Below are 17,381 nucleotides of genomic sequence, written 5' to 3' on the forward strand. Positions count from 1 at the left end.
ACCGGCGCGGGACGCACCGCCACGTCCCGGTAAAGCTCGACCAGCACGCCGCCGCCGCCGACCGCGATCGCCGGCCCGAAGTCGGGATCGATGCGCGCGCCGACGAACAACTCGGCGACCGGCTTCATCATTTCCTGAACCAAAAAACCGAGCCAGACGCTGCGGCTTTGGGCCGCCGCCATCGCCTCGGCGGCGGCGCGCACCTCTTCTTCCGAACGGAGGTTGACTTTCACCAACCCGGCGTCGGACTTGTGCAGCATGTTCGCGACCATGCCTTTGAGCACCACCGGAAAACCGAGGGCGCGGGCGGCGATGGCCGCGTCCATAGGCGTAGCAACGAGAGTTTGGCGCGGGCCGCGAATGCCGTAAGCTTCGATCACGGCGCGGGCCTCGTATTCGGCCGGCGCGCGCCCGGCGGGCAGACCCTTAAGTCGGCGCTCGGCCTCGCGCTTCTCGCTGGCCGAGCCGCCCCCGACCACGGGCGCGGGTTCCGTCGTCGCCCAGCGCAAATAACGCGCAAGCGCGAACAGCCCTTCCTGGGTGCCGCGCAGGCAGGGAACGCCCGCCGCCGACGCGGCCTGGGCATAGACGGGGTGGGTTTCGCCAGCCAAGTTGGAAATCGCGACCAGCGGCTTGCCCGCGTCCTTCGCCCCGCGCGCGACCGCGCCGAGGAGATTGGCGTAACGCGCGGCTTGCTGCGGGCCGAGACCGTGGGGTGAATCCTGCAACAATGCCAACAGGCCGACGTCCTCCTGCCGGCCGAGGGCGAGCGCGCAGCGCTCCGCCACGCTCGCGTCGTAAAGCCCGGCCCAGGTGAGATCGAGCGGATTGGCGATATGCGCGTAAGGCGGCAGCAGCGACGCGATTTCGTCCTTTGCCGTCGTCACCGGCGCGAAGGTCAGTTCCGCAGGTTCGGCGTTGTCGAGGGCGAGCGCAATCTCGCCGCCGGAAAGACTCAGCATGGCGACGCCGGAAGCCTTGGGCGCCTCCGGCAGCGCCGCCGCGAGGGCGGTCGTTTCGATCAATTCGTCCAGCGTCGATACTTGAATAATTCCGGCGGCGGCGAACGCGGCGCGGCACACTTCGTCGCTGCCGGCGAGCGCGCCGGTGTGGGCACGCACCGCTTCGCGCCCGCGCTCGGACCGGCCGGTCTTGAGCACGATCATTGGCTTGGCCAACATGCGCGCGCGACGGGCGACGGCGATGAACTTGGCCGGATTGCGGAGTTGTTCGAGAAAGACGACCAGAACCTTGACCGCCGCATCCTCGACCAAGGCTTCGAGGAAGTCGGCCGCCGTAGTCACCGCCTCGTTGCCCGAGGTGATGACGTGGCTGAAACCGATGCCGCGCGCCGCGTTCAAGAGCGCGATCGCGATCGAGCCGCTGTGCAGGACGGCGGCGACGACGCCGCGAGGCACCGCGTCGGGCAGCGAGGTGCCGAACAGCGCCGCCCGCCCGGCGAAATTCAGGAACCCGAGGCAGTTGGGGCCGACCACCGCCATGCCGTACCGCGCGGCGATCTCCGCCAACTCCCGCTGCGCCACCTCGCCCGCCGGGCCGGCTTCGCCGAAACCGCTTGAGAGCACCACGGCGCCGCCTGCGCCCTTGGCACCGGCCTGGCGCAGGACATCGAGCACGGCCTCCTGCTGGATGGCGACGAACACGGCATCGAGCGGGCCGGGCACGGCCGCGACCGACGGAAACGTCCTGCGCCCGAGCAGTTCCGGCTTGTTCGGGTTGATCAAGTGAATGTCGCCCGCGTAACCGACCGCCTCGAGCGCCTTCCACGCGTTGAAGCCGGGACCGACCTTGTCGGAAGCGCCGACGATGGCAATCGAGCGGGGATTGAGCAGCCGCGCGAGCGACATCAGAGGTCTCGGAACTGGGGCGGACGCTTTTCGAGGAAAGCTTTCGGGCCTTCCGTGGCGTCGGGGTGGGCGAAGACCTGCGCGCACAATTCTTCTTCGAACGCCACCATCTCGTCCCAGCCGTGGCGCAGGTTGTAAGAGATCGCGCGACGGGTGGCGAGAATTGCCTGAGGCGAGGCCTCGGCGATACGCCCGGCGACGGCATGGGCTTCGTCCATCAGCTTGGCGCGCGGCACCACGCGGGTGATCAGGTCGAGTTCCTTGGCCTGAGCCGCGTCGAAATTGTCGCCGAGCAGGAGAATATCGAGCGCCCGGTTGCGCCCGACGAAGCGCGGCAGCCGTAACAGACCCATGCCCCAGCTCGGGATCAGGCCGAGTCGCGCGTCGCCGGCGCGAAATTTGGCGTCGTCGGCGGCGATGCGGATGTCGCACACCCAGGCGATCGCCGTGCCGCCGCCGATGCACCAGCCGTGGATCGCCGCCACCACCGGCTTCGCCAGCCCTTCGATCCGGTTGAGCAGGCGCCGCCCCGCCATGCGGAAATCCTTGGCTGCCTGGGGGTTCTTGAACTGCCCTTCCTCGCGGAGGTCGGCGCCGGCGCAAAACGCCTTTTCGCCCGCGCCAGTCAGGATCACGCAACGCACCGCCGGGTCCTTTTCGACGTCGTCGAGGATCTTGTGCAACTGGTCGAGGGAGCGCAGCGCGATGGCATTGACCGGCGGATTGTCGAGAGTAATGGTTGCCACGCGGCCTTCGCGCTCGACACGCACCAGATCCTTGGGGCTCTCGTTGCTCACGGGTTTCGTCTCCTGTCGGGGCGGAAATTTAAGTGGCGTCGCGGTCGAGGTTGTCGGGTTCGGCCCAGAACACCACCCGGCGATGAAGCGCGCGCACGACGGCATAGAACGTGAATCCCATCACCGCGAGGACAACCAGGATCGCGAACATACCGGCGATGTCCATGCTGAAATTGAGCTGCATCAGGACGTGGCCGAGTCCCTTGTCGGCGCCGATGAATTCGCCGACCAGGGCGCCGGTGATGCTGAACACGATCGCCACGTTGAGCCCGGCGAAGATGAACGGCAGGGCGTTGGGGAAGACGACGATGCGGAACGTCTGCCATTTCGAGGCCACCAGCGAATGCATCAGCTCCATTTTTTCCGATTCGATGGTGGTGAATCCGACGATGGAATTAATCAACACCGGAAAGAACGAAATGATAGTGGCGATGGCGATCTTGGAGCCGATGCCGAAACCGAGCCAGACCACCAGCAGCGGCGCGAGCGCGACCTTGGGCAGCGCCTGCAATCCGACCAAATAGGGCATCAATGCCGTTTCCACCGTCTTCGAGCGGGTGAGCAGCGCGGCGCAAACGACGCCGGCGGTAGACCCGATGGCGAAGCCGGACAACGCCTCGAGCAGCGTAACGCCAAAGTTGCCGACGATGATGCCGCCCTTGAACGCGTTCCACAAAGCGTGGGCGACCTTTGACGCGGGCGGGATCAGCAATTCAGATACGCCGAACGCACCCGGCAGAAGCTCCCACGCCAGCAGCAGCACGATTCCGGCGACCGCCGGCGGGCCAAACCGGCGTATCCTGAATCCGGACAGGGAGAACTTGATCACAGCGCCCCTCAATGGATCGTCGGCGGCAGCGCCTCGAACACGCCGCGCAACCGGCTGGTCAGCCGAACGAATTCAGGATCGGCGCGCGTCGCCGTAGTGCGCGGGCGCGGGAGGTTGACCTCGACCACCTCGGAAACGGTGCCGGGGCGCGACGACATGACGATGACGCGATCGGACAGGAACACGGCTTCCTCGATCGAGTGGGTGACCAGGATCACTGTCTTGCGGTTCGCGTTCCAGATGCGCAGCAGCTCGAGTCCCATCGCGTCGCGGGTCATGGCGTCGAGCGCGCCGAACGGCTCGTCCATCAAGAGCGTCGCCGGATCGTGCATCAGGGCGCGCGCGATCGACACGCGCTGGCGCATGCCGCCGGACAGCTCGCTCGGATACTTGTCGGCGAAACGCCCCAGACCGACGAGATCAAGTAACTCGCGGGCGCGGGCGTCGGATTGGCGCCGGTCGAAGCCGATCACCTCGGCCGGCACCAGGACGTTCTTGAGGTTGGTGCGCCACGGTAGCAGCACCGGCGCCTGAAACACCATGCCGATGTCGCGCCGCGGCCCCGCGACCCGGGCCCCGGCCATATGCACCGCGCCCTCGCTCGGTGCCACCAGGCCGGCGATGATGCGCAACAGGGTACTTTTTCCGCAGCCCGACGGGCCAACGATAGAAACGAACTCGCGCGGCGCGATCGCGAGCGAAATGTCCCGAAGCGCGCGGACGTCTTCGCCCGACCGAGTGCGGAAGTTCTTGCCGACGCCGTCGAGGCCGATGAACGGATGGCCGTCGTTCACTTGTAGCCTTTGGCCTGGGCGATCACCTTGTTGGCGTCGAAGTCGTTGACCTTGGCCAACAGCCGGTCGTTGTAATACTGCGCGACGTCTACTTTCTGCTGGATCAGGCCGCTGTCAGCGAGGAAGTTCTGGGTCGCCTCCCACTCGGCTTTGGTGAACGCGCCCCAGGTCGGCGGCGAGCGTCCCTCGACCCGATATTTGACCAGGCGCGCCTTGAGCACATGCACGGCGTCCTTGAGCGCCTGGTCCTCCGGAATGCCGGTCGGCTTCGAGGCCGGGTATTGCTGCCAGTGGATCTTCACCGCCGCTTCCGGGTTGGTGATGGTGAATAGCGCCGCCTTGGCGATGCCGCGGGCCATGGCCGTGACCGCGTCGGGGTTGGACGCGACGAAGTCCTCGTTGGCGACTAGCGCCAGACTGAGCACGTTCTTGGTCGCCTCGGTGGTGTAATGGCGGAATTGGTGGCCGAGGTTTTCGAGAATGGCATAGCCCCAATCCCAGTAGCCGAGCGCATCGACGCGATTCTCCTTCAGCGCGTGCGAGGCCTGCGGCCCGAGCCCGATCGCCACCCAGCGCACGTCCTTTTCCGGGTCGACGCCGATCGATTTCAGCATTGCCTTGGAAAACGGCACCGCGCCGCTCGCCAGACTGGTAACGCCGATCGCTTTGCCCTTGAGCTGCTTCATGTCGGTAATCGCGCTCTCCTTGGGCACCGCGATGGTGTAGATCGGCTCGCGCACGTGGTTGTAGACCGCGACCACCTTGCCGCCCTTCTGGCGAGCGATGATGAGGGGCTCCACCGTCGCCATGGTGAAATGCGCGGTGCCGGCGACCACCAGCTGCGTCGCCTGGGTCGATCCCGGAGACGGCGACACGGTGACGTCAAGGCCGCCTTCCTTCCAATAGCCCATCACCGCCGGCACGGACGCGTGCGGGGCTTCCGCCACCGTCGGCACCGGGGAGGTAAGGAGATAGGTGATCTTGGTTTGAGCGTGGGCCGCGCCGGCGGCCAGGATGGCGGCGGCGCAGACGAGCGAAACGCGGAGAATCATGACACCCCCTGAATGAATACGCGCGGAATAGCCTAGGTACGGTGCGGACGACCGTCAACGGCTTCCCGGCCGGAAGCCGGGCGTGGCAAAGTTCCGCTGCATGGAAGGTGCGCCGCTGGGCGCGCCATGCTAGAGCATAGCCCCCATGAATAATACGATTACCGTCGAAATCGCCCCCGGCGAACTGATCGACAAGATCACAATCCTGGAGATCAAGCTCGCCCGCATTACCGACGCCGCCAAGCTCGCCAACGTGCGGACCGAACTGGAAACGCTGATGCTCGCCCGCGACGCGGCCATCGTATCCACGCCCGAATTGACCGCCGACGCGGCGGCCTTGAAACGCGCCAACGAGACCCTGTGGGACGTGGAAGACCGCATCCGCGATTGCGAACGCGCCAAGGATTTCGGGCCGCGCTTCGTCGAACTCGCCCGCTCGGTTTACATCACCAACGACGAACGGGCGCGGATCAAGCGCCGGATCAACGAACGGCTCGGCTCGCGCCTGGTCGAGGAAAAGTCCTACGCGAGCTATTGACCGCTCGCGCCCGCCCCGCCCCATCCTCCATGAGCGCCGCCCTCCGCATCCTCGACGGCCTGCTCGCCTGGGAACGCCGCCAGGCGCGCCGCGGGGCGTCGCCGTCGGGCGTTCTGATCGTCGCCGCCGGCGGGCTCGGCGATGCGGTGCTGCTCGCGCATGTCTTTCCGCGTTTCGCGGCGCTGGCGCGCGCGGAGGAGCGGGTGTTTCTCGTGCTGCGCCAGGACGCGGCCAAGATGGGGTTCCTGTTCGGGCGTCTGGCCGAGGTGCATGCGGTCGATTTTGCCCGCCTACGCAGGGACTGGCGCTATCGCCGCGCCAAACTGAAGGAGATGCGCGCGCTCAACGCGCGCCTCGCCGTCAGCGCCGATTATCTCCGTCACCCGTGGCTCGATGAGGCGTTACTGCTGGCGGCGGACGCGCCCGAAACGGCGGCCATGGTCGCGCGCCCGTGGACGAAATACCAAACCGACCTCGACCGTAATCGGAGCTACATCAAGCGCGTGTTCGAGAGCGGCCCGCCCAGGCGGGACAAGTTGCTGCGCTGGACGGCGTTTGCCAACTGGCTCGCGGGCCGTAATGATCCGCCGCCAAAAGCGCGACTTCAGGATGCGGAACTTCCGCCCAAAGCCGTGTCCATGACCCCGTTGATCGTCCTGCAGCCTTTTTCGGCGGTGGCGAAAAAGCAGGTTCCGCTCGAACTGTGGCGCCAGGTTATCGCCGCGCTGCCCGGCGATGCCGAGGTTCGCGTCGCCGGCGCGCACGCCGATTTCGAGCGTCATCCCGAATACCGCGCCCTGCTCGCCCCGCCGCGCGTCCGGTTCGACACCTCCACTTTCGCCGAACTGCTGCCCGCGTTGCGCGCGGCGCGGCTGGTGGTCTCCGTCGATACCGCGCTGATGCACCTCGCCATCGCCGTCGGCGCGCCGACGCTGGGCTTAGCCAGCGCGGCCTACGTCGGCGAAATCGTGCCCTACGATCCCGCCGTTATCCCCGCCCACGTGCGGTTTCTTTATGCCACCATGCCGTGCGAAGGCTGCCTCGGCGATTGCCCATTTCCGCCCGAGCGCGGCATGTATCCGTGCGTCGCCAAGCTCGACCCCGCCACTATCGCCCGCGAGGCCGCCAAGCTCTACGCCGAGGCGAATCCTTTGGTATGACTGCGGCAGGCCGAACCCACGACCGCCGAAAACGGCGCGGACGTCTACGTTAACGCGAACTCCGAATACAGACTGTCGGGAACGCCCGAAATCACGAAGCGGTCGCGGCCGCCCGTCTTGGCCTCGTAAAGAGCCTGATCCGCAGCTTTTAGCAATGCCTCGGCCAAGCCCGGGGAATTCTTCTTGGGGAAAGCGACCGTGATTCCCATGCTCGCGGTGAACGGATAGATTCCGTCGCGAGTCTTCAACTTTGCCTGCGCGCGGAATGCGGTTAGGAGCTTGTCCGCGAACGCCGGAAGGATCGCGGGTACGACATCGGGCGCGACCAGCGCGAATTCCTCGCCTCCGTACCGGGCGACGACGTCGGTCGAACGCGCGGCCGTTACCAGCGCTTCGGCGGCCAACTTGATCGCCTCGTCGCCGGTCGGATGGCCATAAGTGTCGTTGATCCGCTTGAAATGGTCGATATCGAGGATGGCGATCGCAAGCGACGATTGCCTGCGGATGGCGCGGTCGATTTCGCGACCGAAAAGATCGTCGAAACCGCGCCGGTTCCAAAGGCCGCTCAGCGGGTCGATAAGCCTGTCACGGTTAGCGGCTTCGATCTCCTCCAGCAACGCGCGCTGTGTTTCGCTGAGTTCGCGATTGTCGAGAATTATTTCGACCAGCCGCCCGAGATCCTCGAGCGAGCGTTTCTCGCTCTCGCTCATTTCCCGCGGGGACGGTGAAATTACGCACAACGTGCCGACGCAGAACCCCTCGCGGTTTTTCAGCGGCTGCCCGGCATAAAACCGAATTCTGGGCCCTCCGGTCACCAGGGGATTGTCGCAAAACCGCTCGTCAGTCACGGCATCCGGCACGACGAACGTCCGGTCGCCGTGAATGGCGTGCCCGCAGAAGGAAATGTCCCGGGGTGTTTCCGTCGCCTCCAGTCCGAACCGGGACTTGAACCACTGGCGGTCTGCGTCGACGACGCGAAACCAGAACGATTTCGGTATTGAATATCTTTTGTGCGGTTCGGGTGATGCGGTCGACATCGCCCTCGCGCGGCGTGGCGAGAAGATTCATTCGTCGAAGGGAAGCAACTCTGTCCTTGTCGTTTTCGGGTATCGGCGCTGGTATCATTTCCCACCACCTCGCAATCCCTTTCGGAAACGTCGGAAAATCATATTAAAAAAAATCCCTGGACGCCATAAAATATCGCCCTCAATACGATCGCGGCAGGCCGAGCACGTGCTCGGCGATATAGGCGAGAATGAGATTGGTCGAAATCGGCGCCACCTGATAGAGACGGGTTTCGCGGAATTTGCGTTCCACGTCGTATTCCTCGGCGAAGCCGAAGCCGCCGTGGGTCTGCAGGCACATGTCGGCCGCCGCCCAGGAGGCATCCGCCGCGAGCAGTTTGGCCATGTTCGCCTCCGGCCCGCATGGCTTGCCGTCGTCGAACAATTGCGCCGCCTTGGCGACCATCAGGTTCGCGGCTTCGGTCTGGGCAAATGCGCGCGCGATCGGGAACTGCACGCCCTGGTTCTGGCCGATCGGACGATCGAACACCCGGCGCTCCCGGGCGTAATCCCGCGCTTTCCCGATGAACCAGCGCGCGTCGCCGATGCATTCGGCGGCGATCAAGATGCGCTCGGCGTTCATGCCATCGAGAATGTAACGGAAGCCCTTGCCTTCCTTGCCGACCAGCGCGTTGGCCGGCACGCGGAGATCGTCGAAGAACACCTCGGTCGTGGCGTGGTTGAGCATGGCGCGGATCGGCTTGATGGCGAGGCCCTTGCCCCTGGCTTCGCGCATGTCGATCAGGAACACGCTCAGGCCGTCGTGCGGCTTCGGCCCCGCGTCGCGGGGCGCGGTGCGCGCCAGCAGCAGCATCAGATCGGAATGCTCGGCGCGCGAGGTCCACACCTTCTGGCCGTTGATGCGCCAGCCGTTGCCCTCGCGCATCGCGCTCGTGCGGATACGGCTGGTATCGGTGCCGCTGGTCGGCTCGGTCACCCCGAACGCCTGCAGGCGCAATTCGCCCGAGGCGATTTTCGGCAGATAGGTCCTTTTCTGTTCCTCGCTGCCGTGGCGGAGAATCGTGCCCATGATGTACATCTGGGCGTGGCCGGCGGCGCCGTTGCAGCCGCTTTTCTGGATTTCCTCCAGGATCGCCGTCGCCTCGCGCAAACCGAGACCGCTGCCGCCGTAAGTCTCGGGGATCAGCGCGGCAAGGAATCCGGCTTCGGTCAGCGCGCGGATGAATTCCTCGGGGTAGGCCCGTTCGGCGTCGAGTTTGCGCCAATAGGCGCCGGGAAAGCGCGCGCACACCGCGCGCACGGCGGCCCGGATTTCGGGATAAGTTTCGTCGGCGGCGTCGGCGTTGATGGGCGCGGACACGGCGGTTGTTTCCCCCCTTGGGGCGCGCCATGTTCTAGCAGCAACCGCGCGGGAGACAAAGCGCGATGAACTACGGTTTGCTCGCCGATGCGCTGGGGCTGATCCACGCCGGGTTCGTCCTGTTCGTGGTGGGCGGGCTTGTGGCGATCCTGGCCGGCTGGCGGCTCCGCTGGCGCTGGACCGAGCGCGTCGCGTTCCGCGTCGCCCACCTCGCCGCCATCGGTTTCGTCGTGCTGCAAACCTGGCTTGGCCAGTTTTGCCCGCTGACGCTATGGGAAAATCAGCTTCGCCACCTCGCCCGCCAGGAAGGCGTCGGCGAGAGCTTCATCGCCTATTGGCTGGAACGTTTGCTCTACTGGAGCTTTCCATCGTGGGTGTTTCTCGCCATCTACACCGCATTCGGCGCTCTGGTGCTGGCGACCTTCGTTTGGTATCCACCCAGGCGACGAACCATGATGCCCCATCGTCGCAACGACGAAGTATTAAAGGAGCAGGTGCCGCTGGCTGGGCGACGAGTGCTCGAGGTCGGGTGCGGCGACGGCGCGCTGGCGCGCCTGATGGCGCGCGAGGGTGCGCAAGTGATCGGCGTCGATAACAACCCGGCCCAACTCGCCAAGGCCGCCGCGCCCCGAGAGGGGCGCAATACGATGAGCGCGGCGGGATTCGCCGCCGCAACCGCCGAGCCCGCCGTGGACTACGTGAAGGCCGCGGGCGAGAAATTGCCGTTCCCGGATGGAATGTTCGATGCGGTGGTGATCTTTAATTCACTGCACCACATCCCGGTCACGGCGCAGGGCGCCGCGCTGACGGAAGCCGCCCGCGTCCTCAAGTCCGGTGGCCTCGTCTACGTGGTCGAGCCGATCGCCGAAGGCGCCAACTTCGAACTGACCCGGCCGGTCGACGACGAAACCGAGGTGCGCGCCGCCGCCCAGGACGCGATTCGAAGCGCGCTCGCCAAGGGCCTGTTCCGTCAATTGCGCGAAACTTTTTACGTCCACGCGGTACTCGCGGAAAATTTCGAGAAGTTCGCCGAGCGCATGATCCGGGTTGATCCCGCGCGCCGGCCGGCCATCGAGCGCCGCGAGGCCGAGTTGCGCGAACGCTTCCACCGCTTGGGACGGCCCGACCCCAAGGGCATGGTGTTTGACCAGCCCATGCACGCCCATCTCCTGACGCGTGGGAAATTCTCCGCGCGTAACGAATAAATGGCGCGCCCAACAAGGGCGCGCGGGGCTTGAGCGGCCGTCCCCGGACGGGCATGATCCGGCCTCCCCCTTCCCGGAGGACCGTCATGGCCAAAGCGAAAAAGCAGAAATCCACGCGCGCAACAAAGGCGAAAAAGCCCGCGCGCTTGTTCGTGATCCCCGCGCCCGCGGCGCCGACACTGCCGATCGCCGGAGAAAAAGAGCGATTTCCGGTCCGGCGCATCTATTGCGTCGGGCGCAACTACGCCGAGCACAGCCGCGAGATGGGCCACGACCCGACGCGCGAACTGCCGTTCTTTTTCACCAAGGACACCTACAGCCTGGTCGCGGGCAACGGCACGTTCCCCTACCCGCCCTTGAGCAACGACGTGCACCACGAAATCGAGCTGGTCGCCGCCATCGGCAAGGCGGGCAAGGACATCCCGGCGGAGAAAGCGTTAAAGCACATCTACGGCTACGCCGTCGGCCTCGACATGACCCGGCGCGATTTGCAGGGCGAGGCGAAGAAAACCGGCCGGCCGTGGGAAGTGGGTAAGGCGTTCGACAAGGCCGCTCTTTGCTCGAAGATCCGGCCCGCGACTAAGAGCGGCCATCCCAAGAAGGGGCTGGTCTGGCTCAAGATCAACGGCAATTTGCGCCAGAAGGGAGACATTTCCGAGATGATCTGGAACGTGCCGGAAATTGTGATGCATCTTTCCAGGCTCTTTCCGCTGGCGCCGGGCGATCTTATCTTTACCGGCACGCCCGCCGGCGTCGGGCCGGTCAAGAAGGGCGACGTGCTCGAAGGCGGCGTCGACGGTATCGCGACATTGAAGGTGCGGGTGGTCTGAACGCGGGCGCCGCGCGAAAGACGGACCGGGCGTTCCGCCCGGAATCCGCCCAGCCGCCATCCTCGCCGAGGCAGCCATGCGACCGCGCAATATCCTTTTCCTGTGCACGCACAACTCCTCGCGATCGATTCTCGCCGAAGCGATCCTGAACGCCAAGGGCGCAGGCCGCTTCCGCGCCTTTTCCGCGGGCAGTTCTCCGAAAGGCGCGCCGAACCCGTTCGCGCTCAAGCTCCTTGTCGAAAGGGGCCATCCCACCGGACAACTTCGGTCGAAATCCTGGGAGGTCTTTTCGACGCCGGACGCACCCCGGATGGATGCCGTCATCACCGTTTGCGACGACGCCGCCGGCGAAATCTGCCCCGTATGGCCGGGACGACCGATGACCGCCCACTGGGGCATTGCCGATCCATCCGCCGTCGCAGGCGACGATGCCGTTCGTGTCCGGGCGTTCGCGCGGGCATATGCGCAAATCGAACAACGCATCGACCGACTCCTCGCCTTGCCGAGCGATCTGGATGGTGGGCCTTTCGCCGAGGCATTGAGACGAATCGGGGCTTCCTCGGAAGGAGCGACGTCCCGAACGAAGTCGGAAGGATACTGAACCCCGCGCGCGACGGCCCGAAATCAATACCGCCGTGCAATCTTGGCGTTGGGCGCGGCATATTGGAGCATCTTGCCGGCGCGCACCTCCATCGCGTCGCGCGGCTTCAGGCGGCGCGCCTGAGCCGGCGTCAGCAGAGGGTAATGCCGAATGTCGTCGAGCGCTTCGGCGACTTCCCAGCAATCGGTGCCGTTGGTGACCCAAAGCCCGGGATCGAAGCGACGCAAATCGAAGGGGCGCGAATAATTGCGGAGCGTCTTGTGCTCCCCGATCACGTACTCGTGGAAATACGAAAGCGCCAATTCGCGCAAGGAGCGGTAAATCGGGTCGCGCCAGCGCAGCCAAACGTGATTGCTCTTGGATATGGCGCCCCAACAGTGGTTGCGCCGGAACAGGGCCACCACGTGGTCGTCATCGCCGTGCGCCTGGAAATCCATCAGCAGCGGCGGCTGGCCCTGAAGCCAGAGCGTGCACGCCGCCACAAACGCGCCTTCGATGCAATGCGCCCGGCCACGACGCAGGGTCTCGGCGACCGACCAGCAGGAGTCGCCCTCGGGCTCGAAGTTGGTCGGCAGGGCGCTGACGAAATCCTGGGTGTCCTCGGGCGTCCCGAGGCGCGCGAGCGTGCGGGCCTCGGCGTATCCAAGGCCGAGCTTAAGTGCGCGCGCAAGCCGTCCGTTCATGGCGCGCGGCGCTTTCATCGAGCGCGTATCCGGAACCAGCAATTGATGGCAGCCTCCGCGGTTTCCCAGAGCGTGATCGTCTTGCCGGCCTCGGCCGCCGCGCGCGCTCCGCTCGATACTCCGTACCTCAGGACCTAACCCTGCGTCAGACCCCACTTGCGCAAGCTCGCGGGCGTGATCCGGGTGAACAAGTCAACGTCGATGCTCATGAGCTGGAACAACCATTGGCGCAGCGTCGCCGGAAGGCTTTGCCCCTCGCGGTAGGATCCTGCGTCGTAGGCGTCCATGATGTCCCGCACCTCGTCGAGCAGGCGGCGGTGCGTTTCGCGCCGCTGGGCGAAAGCCGGATACTTCTGGTCGCGCATGATCTTTTCTTCGAGCGCGAAATGGGCGGTGGCGAGGGTGTGAAAGTCGGCCAGCGTGTCGGCGATGCGGATCGGATCCGCTTTGGCGACGATCAGCTCGTGAATATCGTTCAGCAATTGCACCAGCCGGCGGTGCTCGTGGTCGATCCCGGCGACACCGGTTTCCAGGTTTGCATCCCAGTCGATGTAGGGCATGAGAGTTCTCCCGTGTTAGCCGTTTAAACCTCCACCGTCTTGCCGTCCTCGGCCGCCTCGTAGGGAAGGCTGCCCGCGCGCGCGAGCATGTCCGGGCTCATGTGGGTGAGGATCAACCGCTTGGGTGCGATTTCCGGCAAGTGCTCGACCAGCGTCTTGAAATCCAGGTGCTGGGTGATCGCCCTATCGTAAAAATACGTCTCGGCGATGAAAAGATCGGCGCCGCGCCCGGCCGCCGCTAGACCTTCGCTCCAGGAGCCGTCGCCCGAATAGGCAACGATCCGGCCCCCGACTTCGAGGCGGAGCGCGTAGCACGGCGCCCCGGCCGAATGATCCGCGGGAAACGGCGTGACCGCGTAAGGGCCACGCCGGAAGGCTTCGCCGACCTTCAGTTCGGCGAATTCGAGCGGAAATTTGTAGGGTTTCCCGGCCGCCCCGGGGAATAGGCATTCGAGGGTGTCGTTGACGCGCTTTTCGGTGCCGGGCGGGCCCGCGACCAGGAGCGGCGCCGCGCGCCGGCTGGCGAGCCGGGCGTCGAGCAGCAGGAACGGCACGCCGCCGAAGTGATCGCCGTGCAGGTGGGTGAGGAAGATGGAATCGATCGAATTGGGATCGACCTCGAAACGGCGGAGCGCAACGAGCGACGACGCACCGCAGTCGATCAGGCACGCGCCTTCATCGTGGCGAACCTGAAAACAGGTGTTGAACCGCCCCCCGCTGCCGAACGCATCCCCACAGCCGATAAAGCGGACCTGGACCATCGTCGAAGGCTCAGTGCTCGCCGCCGCCCTTGAAATGGTACTGGGCGCCGGTGCGGATGCCCGAAGGCCAGCGCGCGGTCACGGTCTTGAGGCGCGTATAAAAGCGAACTCCTTCGGGGCCGTGGATGTGGTGATCGCCGAAGAGCGACGCCTTCCAGCCGCCGAAACTGTGATAAGCGACCGGCACCGGGATCGGCACGTTGACGCCGACCATGCCGACGTTGATCCGGCCGACGAAGTCGCGCGCCGCGTCGCCGTCGCGGGTGAAGACCGCGACGCCGTTGCCGTATTCGTGGTCGCGGACCAGGCCGAGGGCGTCCTCGTAGTTTTCCGCGCGCACGACCGAGAGCACGGGGCCGAAAATCTCCTCGCGGTAGATTTTCATGCTCGGTTTGACGTGATCGAACAGGCAGCCGCCGAGGAAGAATCCCTTTTCGTAGCCCTGCAGCTTGAGCCCGCGCCCGTCGACGGCGAGCCTGGCGCCCTCCTTCAACCCCGAATCGATCAGCCCAAGAATCTTGTCGAGGCTTTGGCGTGTGACGATCGGGCCCATTTCCGCCTGCGAGTCGGTGTAGGGCGCCACTTTCAGGGCCTGCACGCGCGGGATCATGCGGCGGACGAATTCGTCGGCGGTTTCGCGTCCGACCGGAACCGCGACCGAGATCGCCATGCACCGCTCGCCCGCCGAGCCGTAAGCGGCACCCATGGCGGCGTCGACCACCTGATCCATGTCGGCGTCCGGCATGATCACCATGTGGTTCTTGGCCCCGCACAACGCCTGTACCCTTTTGCCGTGGGCGCAGCCGGTGGTGTAGATGTAGCGCCCGACCGCGGTCGAGCCGACGAAGCTCACCGCCTGGACGACGGGATCGGCGAGCAGGGTATCGACCGCGACCTTGTCGCCGTTGACGAGGTTGAGGACGCCGTCGGGAAGCCCCGCGTCCTTGGCGAGTTCCATGACCCGAAGCGTGACCGAGGGATCGCGTTCAGACGGCTTGAGCACAAAGGTGTTGCCGCAGGCAATCGCGACCGGGAACATCCACATGGGCACCATCGCCGGAAAATTGAACGGCGTGATGCCGGCGACCACGCCCAGGGGCTGGCGCAGCGAAAAACTGTCGACCGCGGTCGCGACCGAATCCGAGAATTCGCCCTTGAGGAGCTGCGGGATGCCGCAGGCGAATTCGACCACTTCGAGGCCGCGGGTCAGTTCCCCCTTGGCGTCGGGAAGGGTTTTGCCGTGCTCGGCCGAGAGCATGGGCGCAAGCTCGTCCATGTGCCTGTAAAGAAGCTCGCGCAGGCGGAACATGGCTTGCGCCCGGCGCGCGGGCGGCGTCGCCGCCCAGGCGGGGAAGGCGCGGGCCGCGGCCGCGATCGCCGCCCTGACTTCGTCCGCGTCGGCCAAGGGCACTTGCGCCGCCACCTCCCCGGTTGCGGGGTTGTAGACGTCGGCGAAGCGCCCGCTTTTTCCCGCGACGCGCTTGCCGTCGATGAAGTGGGAGAGTTGCTTGGGCATATCCGATTCCTTCCACGCCTTGGCCGTTGGATACTCCGCCGCGCCGCCCGGCGCAAGCTTCCCTCGCCGTCAGCCCAGGCCCTTCCACGGCACCGCCCGATGTTCGACCCAGCGCATCAGGAGATCGAACAAATAGGCGATAACGCCGATCACGACGATGCCCATGATCACGACGTCGGTGCGGAGAAAGTTGGAGGCATTGAGGACCATCTGTCCCAGCCCGGCCGTCGCCGCCACCATTTCGGCCGCGACCAGCGTCGTAAAACCGAAGCCGACCGCGATCCGCATGCCGGTAAGAATTTCCGGCATTGCCCCGGGAATGATCACGTACCGGATGACCTGCCCATGCGACGCGCCCATCGAATACGCCGCGTTAATCTGCTCGACCGCTACCGATCGCACGCCAGCGCGCGCGGCCATCGCCAGCGGCGCGAAGCAGGCGAGATAGATCAGGACGACCTTGGCCGTCTCCTCGATCCCGAACCAGATTACGATCAACGGCAAATAGGCGAGCGGCGGCAGCGGACGGTAGAATTCGATCGGCGGGTCGAAAATGCCGCGCATGACGCGCGACACGCCCATGGCGATGCCGATCGGTACGGCAGTGACTACCGCGAGCATGAGCGCGGCGAAGACACGGTACAGACTCCAGCCCAAATGCTCGGTCAGGGGCTTGCCGCCCTGAATATCGCCGCGCCAGGCGGAAACGAAACTGGTGAACACCTTCTCCGGGGTCGGCAGGAACAAATCGCGGATCCAGCCCATATGGGTTGCCACCCACCACAACGCGAACAGCACCGCGATGCTGACAACGCTGATGGCCGTGCTCGATCCTTCGCCGGGCAGGCTGTGGCCCTTGACGGTCTTGAGGGCGGATTTCCGATCGTCGGGCGCCGTCATGACGCCGCCTGGTTGGCTTGGCCCGGCGCGGCGTAGATCACCTGCAGAACCTCCTCGCGCAAGCGGATGAAATCGGACGACGCCTTGACCTGCCGGGCGTTCCGGCACTCGATAAAACGGCGGCCGAAGTCGATCTTATAACGATGCGCGATACGCCCGGGCGAGGGTGTCATCACCACCAATTCGGTCGCTAGGAACAACGCCTCCTCGACGCTGTGGGTGATGAAAAAGAACATCTTGTTCGACGTATGCCAGAGATCGAGGATCAATTCCTGGATCTGCTCGCGGGTCAGGGCGTCGAGCGCCCCGAGCGGTTCGTCCATCAGCATGACTTCCGGGTCGGAGGCGAACGCCCGCGCCAGCCCGACGCGCTGCTGCATGCCGCCGGAAATCTGGTAGGTGGGCGCGTCGGCGAAATTCTCGAGACCGACCAAGCGCAGTTTTTCGAGCGCGATCCGCCGGCGCGCGTCCTTGGCCATGCCGCGCATGCGCAGGCCGAATTCGACGTTCTCGATCACCGACAGCCAAGGCATCAGCGCGTGTTTCTGGAACACCACGCCGCGATCCGCGCCCGGGCCGGATACCGGCCGGCCGTCGAGCACGATCTCCCCGGCCGACGGTTGCAGGAATCCGGCAATGCACGACAACAGCGTCGTCTTGCCGCACCCGGATGCGCCGAGAGCAACCACGAAATCGCCGGGGTTGAGGCCGAGGTCGACCGCCGATAACGCGAGCGTGCTGGCACCGCGCCGGCCGGCGTAATTGACGCTGACGTTGCGGATTTCGAGCTTGCTCATGGACTTCCTGGGTCCACCCGGATGTTCGCCGCAGCACCCGCGTCGCAGCCGGGGCCGGCCGCAAGGCGGGAGGACGATCACCCCCGCCTTGCGTCAACCCAGATC

18 protein-coding genes and 1 pseudogene are annotated in these 17,381 nt (G+C 65.6%); 6 read left to right on the forward strand and 13 right to left on the reverse strand.

Translation table 11 applies throughout. The annotated features are described in order from the left end of the window. The 5 genes from FJ311_08055 to FJ311_08075 form a co-directional block, all read right to left on the reverse strand. The coding region (locus tag FJ311_08055; protein MBM3951392.1) for an acetate--CoA ligase family protein at positions 1–1,868 on the reverse strand (1,868 nt) is incomplete at its 3' end. Continuing rightward, positions 1,868–2,770 carry an enoyl-CoA hydratase/isomerase family protein gene (locus FJ311_08060; protein MBM3951393.1) on the reverse strand — a complete coding sequence of 301 codons (903 nt, stop codon included), beginning with the start codon at positions 2,768–2,770 and terminating at the stop codon, positions 1,868–1,870. The genes FJ311_08055 and FJ311_08060, both read right to left, overlap by 1 nt. After that, positions 2,694–3,566, reverse strand: coding sequence for an ABC transporter permease (locus FJ311_08065; protein ID MBM3951394.1), 873 nt, complete (start codon positions 3,564–3,566; stop codon positions 2,694–2,696). Before FJ311_08065 ends, FJ311_08060 begins: the two co-directional genes overlap by 77 nt. Continuing rightward, complete coding sequence (locus FJ311_08070; GenBank protein ID MBM3951395.1) at positions 3,503–4,288, reverse strand: ABC transporter ATP-binding protein; 786 nt, start codon at positions 4,286–4,288, stop codon at positions 3,503–3,505. Before FJ311_08070 ends, FJ311_08065 begins: the two co-directional genes overlap by 64 nt. Beyond that, positions 4,285–5,340, reverse strand: a complete 1,056-nt coding sequence (locus FJ311_08075; protein MBM3951396.1) for an ABC transporter substrate-binding protein — start codon at positions 5,338–5,340, stop codon at positions 4,285–4,287. The genes FJ311_08070 and FJ311_08075 overlap by 4 nt, the downstream gene beginning before the upstream one ends. Positions 5,341–5,485: 145 nt before the next feature. On the opposite strand from FJ311_08075, the gene FJ311_08080 reads away from it, so the two are divergent. Continuing rightward, positions 5,486–5,878, forward strand: coding sequence for a hypothetical protein (locus FJ311_08080; protein ID MBM3951397.1), 393 nt, complete (start codon positions 5,486–5,488; stop codon positions 5,876–5,878). Positions 5,879–5,907: 29 nt separating this feature from the next. Beyond that, the gene (locus FJ311_08085) at positions 5,908–7,038 is read left to right on the forward strand and encodes a lipopolysaccharide heptosyltransferase family protein (protein ID MBM3951398.1); all 1,131 of its coding nucleotides are present in this window, start codon (positions 5,908–5,910) and stop codon (positions 7,036–7,038) included. A 44-nt stretch (positions 7,039–7,082) separates the two neighbouring features. Here FJ311_08085 and FJ311_08090 read toward each other — a convergent pair whose 3' ends face one another. Together FJ311_08090 and FJ311_08095 are read right to left on the reverse strand one after the other, a co-directional pair. After that, entirely contained in the window at positions 7,083–8,075 is a 993-nt protein-coding gene (locus FJ311_08090) for a sensor domain-containing diguanylate cyclase (GenBank protein ID MBM3951399.1), read from the reverse strand. Positions 8,076–8,244: 169 nt separating this feature from the next. After that, the gene (locus FJ311_08095) at positions 8,245–9,411 is read right to left on the reverse strand and encodes an acyl-CoA dehydrogenase (protein MBM3951400.1); all 1,167 of its coding nucleotides are present in this window, start codon (positions 9,409–9,411) and stop codon (positions 8,245–8,247) included. A 77-nt stretch (positions 9,412–9,488) separates the two neighbouring features. Here FJ311_08095 and FJ311_08100 point away from each other — a divergent pair. The 4 genes and pseudogenes from FJ311_08100 (at position 9,489) to FJ311_08115 (ending at position 12,059) form a co-directional block, all read left to right on the forward strand. Further along, positions 9,489–9,866 (forward strand): annotated as a pseudogene (locus tag FJ311_08100) (DUF2784 domain-containing protein). Positions 9,867–9,875: 9 nt separating this feature from the next. Beyond that, positions 9,876–10,628, forward strand: a complete 753-nt coding sequence (locus FJ311_08105) for a class I SAM-dependent methyltransferase (protein MBM3951401.1) — start codon at positions 9,876–9,878, stop codon at positions 10,626–10,628. 86 nt (positions 10,629–10,714) lie between these two features. Beyond that, the gene (locus FJ311_08110) at positions 10,715–11,458 is read left to right on the forward strand and encodes a fumarylacetoacetate hydrolase family protein (protein ID MBM3951402.1); all 744 of its coding nucleotides are present in this window, start codon (positions 10,715–10,717) and stop codon (positions 11,456–11,458) included. A gap of 76 nt (positions 11,459–11,534) precedes the next feature. Further along, positions 11,535–12,059 (forward strand): arsenate reductase ArsC, encoded by a 525-nt coding sequence (locus FJ311_08115; GenBank protein MBM3951403.1) that lies wholly within the window; start codon positions 11,535–11,537, stop codon positions 12,057–12,059. A 23-nt stretch (positions 12,060–12,082) separates the two neighbouring features. Here the strand turns inward: FJ311_08115 and FJ311_08120 are convergent, their stop codons facing one another. The 6 genes from FJ311_08120 to FJ311_08145 all read right to left on the reverse strand — a co-directional run bounded on the left by FJ311_08120 (position 12,083) and on the right by FJ311_08145 (position 17,276). Further along, complete coding sequence (locus tag FJ311_08120; GenBank protein ID MBM3951404.1) at positions 12,083–12,760, reverse strand: hypothetical protein; 678 nt, start codon at positions 12,758–12,760, stop codon at positions 12,083–12,085. Positions 12,761–12,876: 116 nt separating this feature from the next. Next, a complete protein-coding gene (locus FJ311_08125; protein ID MBM3951405.1) occupies positions 12,877–13,302 on the reverse strand; it encodes a bacteriohemerythrin in 426 nt (141 codons plus the stop codon). Between the two features lie 23 nt (positions 13,303–13,325). Continuing rightward, positions 13,326–14,063, reverse strand: coding sequence for an MBL fold metallo-hydrolase (locus FJ311_08130; protein ID MBM3951406.1), 738 nt, complete (start codon positions 14,061–14,063; stop codon positions 13,326–13,328). A 10-nt stretch (positions 14,064–14,073) separates the two neighbouring features. After that, entirely contained in the window at positions 14,074–15,579 is a 1,506-nt protein-coding gene (locus FJ311_08135) for a CoA-acylating methylmalonate-semialdehyde dehydrogenase (GenBank protein ID MBM3951407.1), read from the reverse strand. 69 nt (positions 15,580–15,648) lie between these two features. Next, positions 15,649–16,479, reverse strand: a complete 831-nt coding sequence (locus tag FJ311_08140; protein MBM3951408.1) for an ABC transporter permease subunit — start codon at positions 16,477–16,479, stop codon at positions 15,649–15,651. Continuing rightward, positions 16,476–17,276 (reverse strand): ATP-binding cassette domain-containing protein, encoded by an 801-nt coding sequence (locus tag FJ311_08145; GenBank protein ID MBM3951409.1) that lies wholly within the window; start codon positions 17,274–17,276, stop codon positions 16,476–16,478. Before FJ311_08145 ends, FJ311_08140 begins: the two co-directional genes overlap by 4 nt. Between the last annotated feature and the right edge of the window lie 105 nt (positions 17,277–17,381).

The organism is Rhodospirillales bacterium (assembly GCA_016872535.1).
GTDB lineage: Bacteria > Pseudomonadota > Alphaproteobacteria > Rhodospirillales > 2-12-FULL-67-15 > 2-12-FULL-67-15.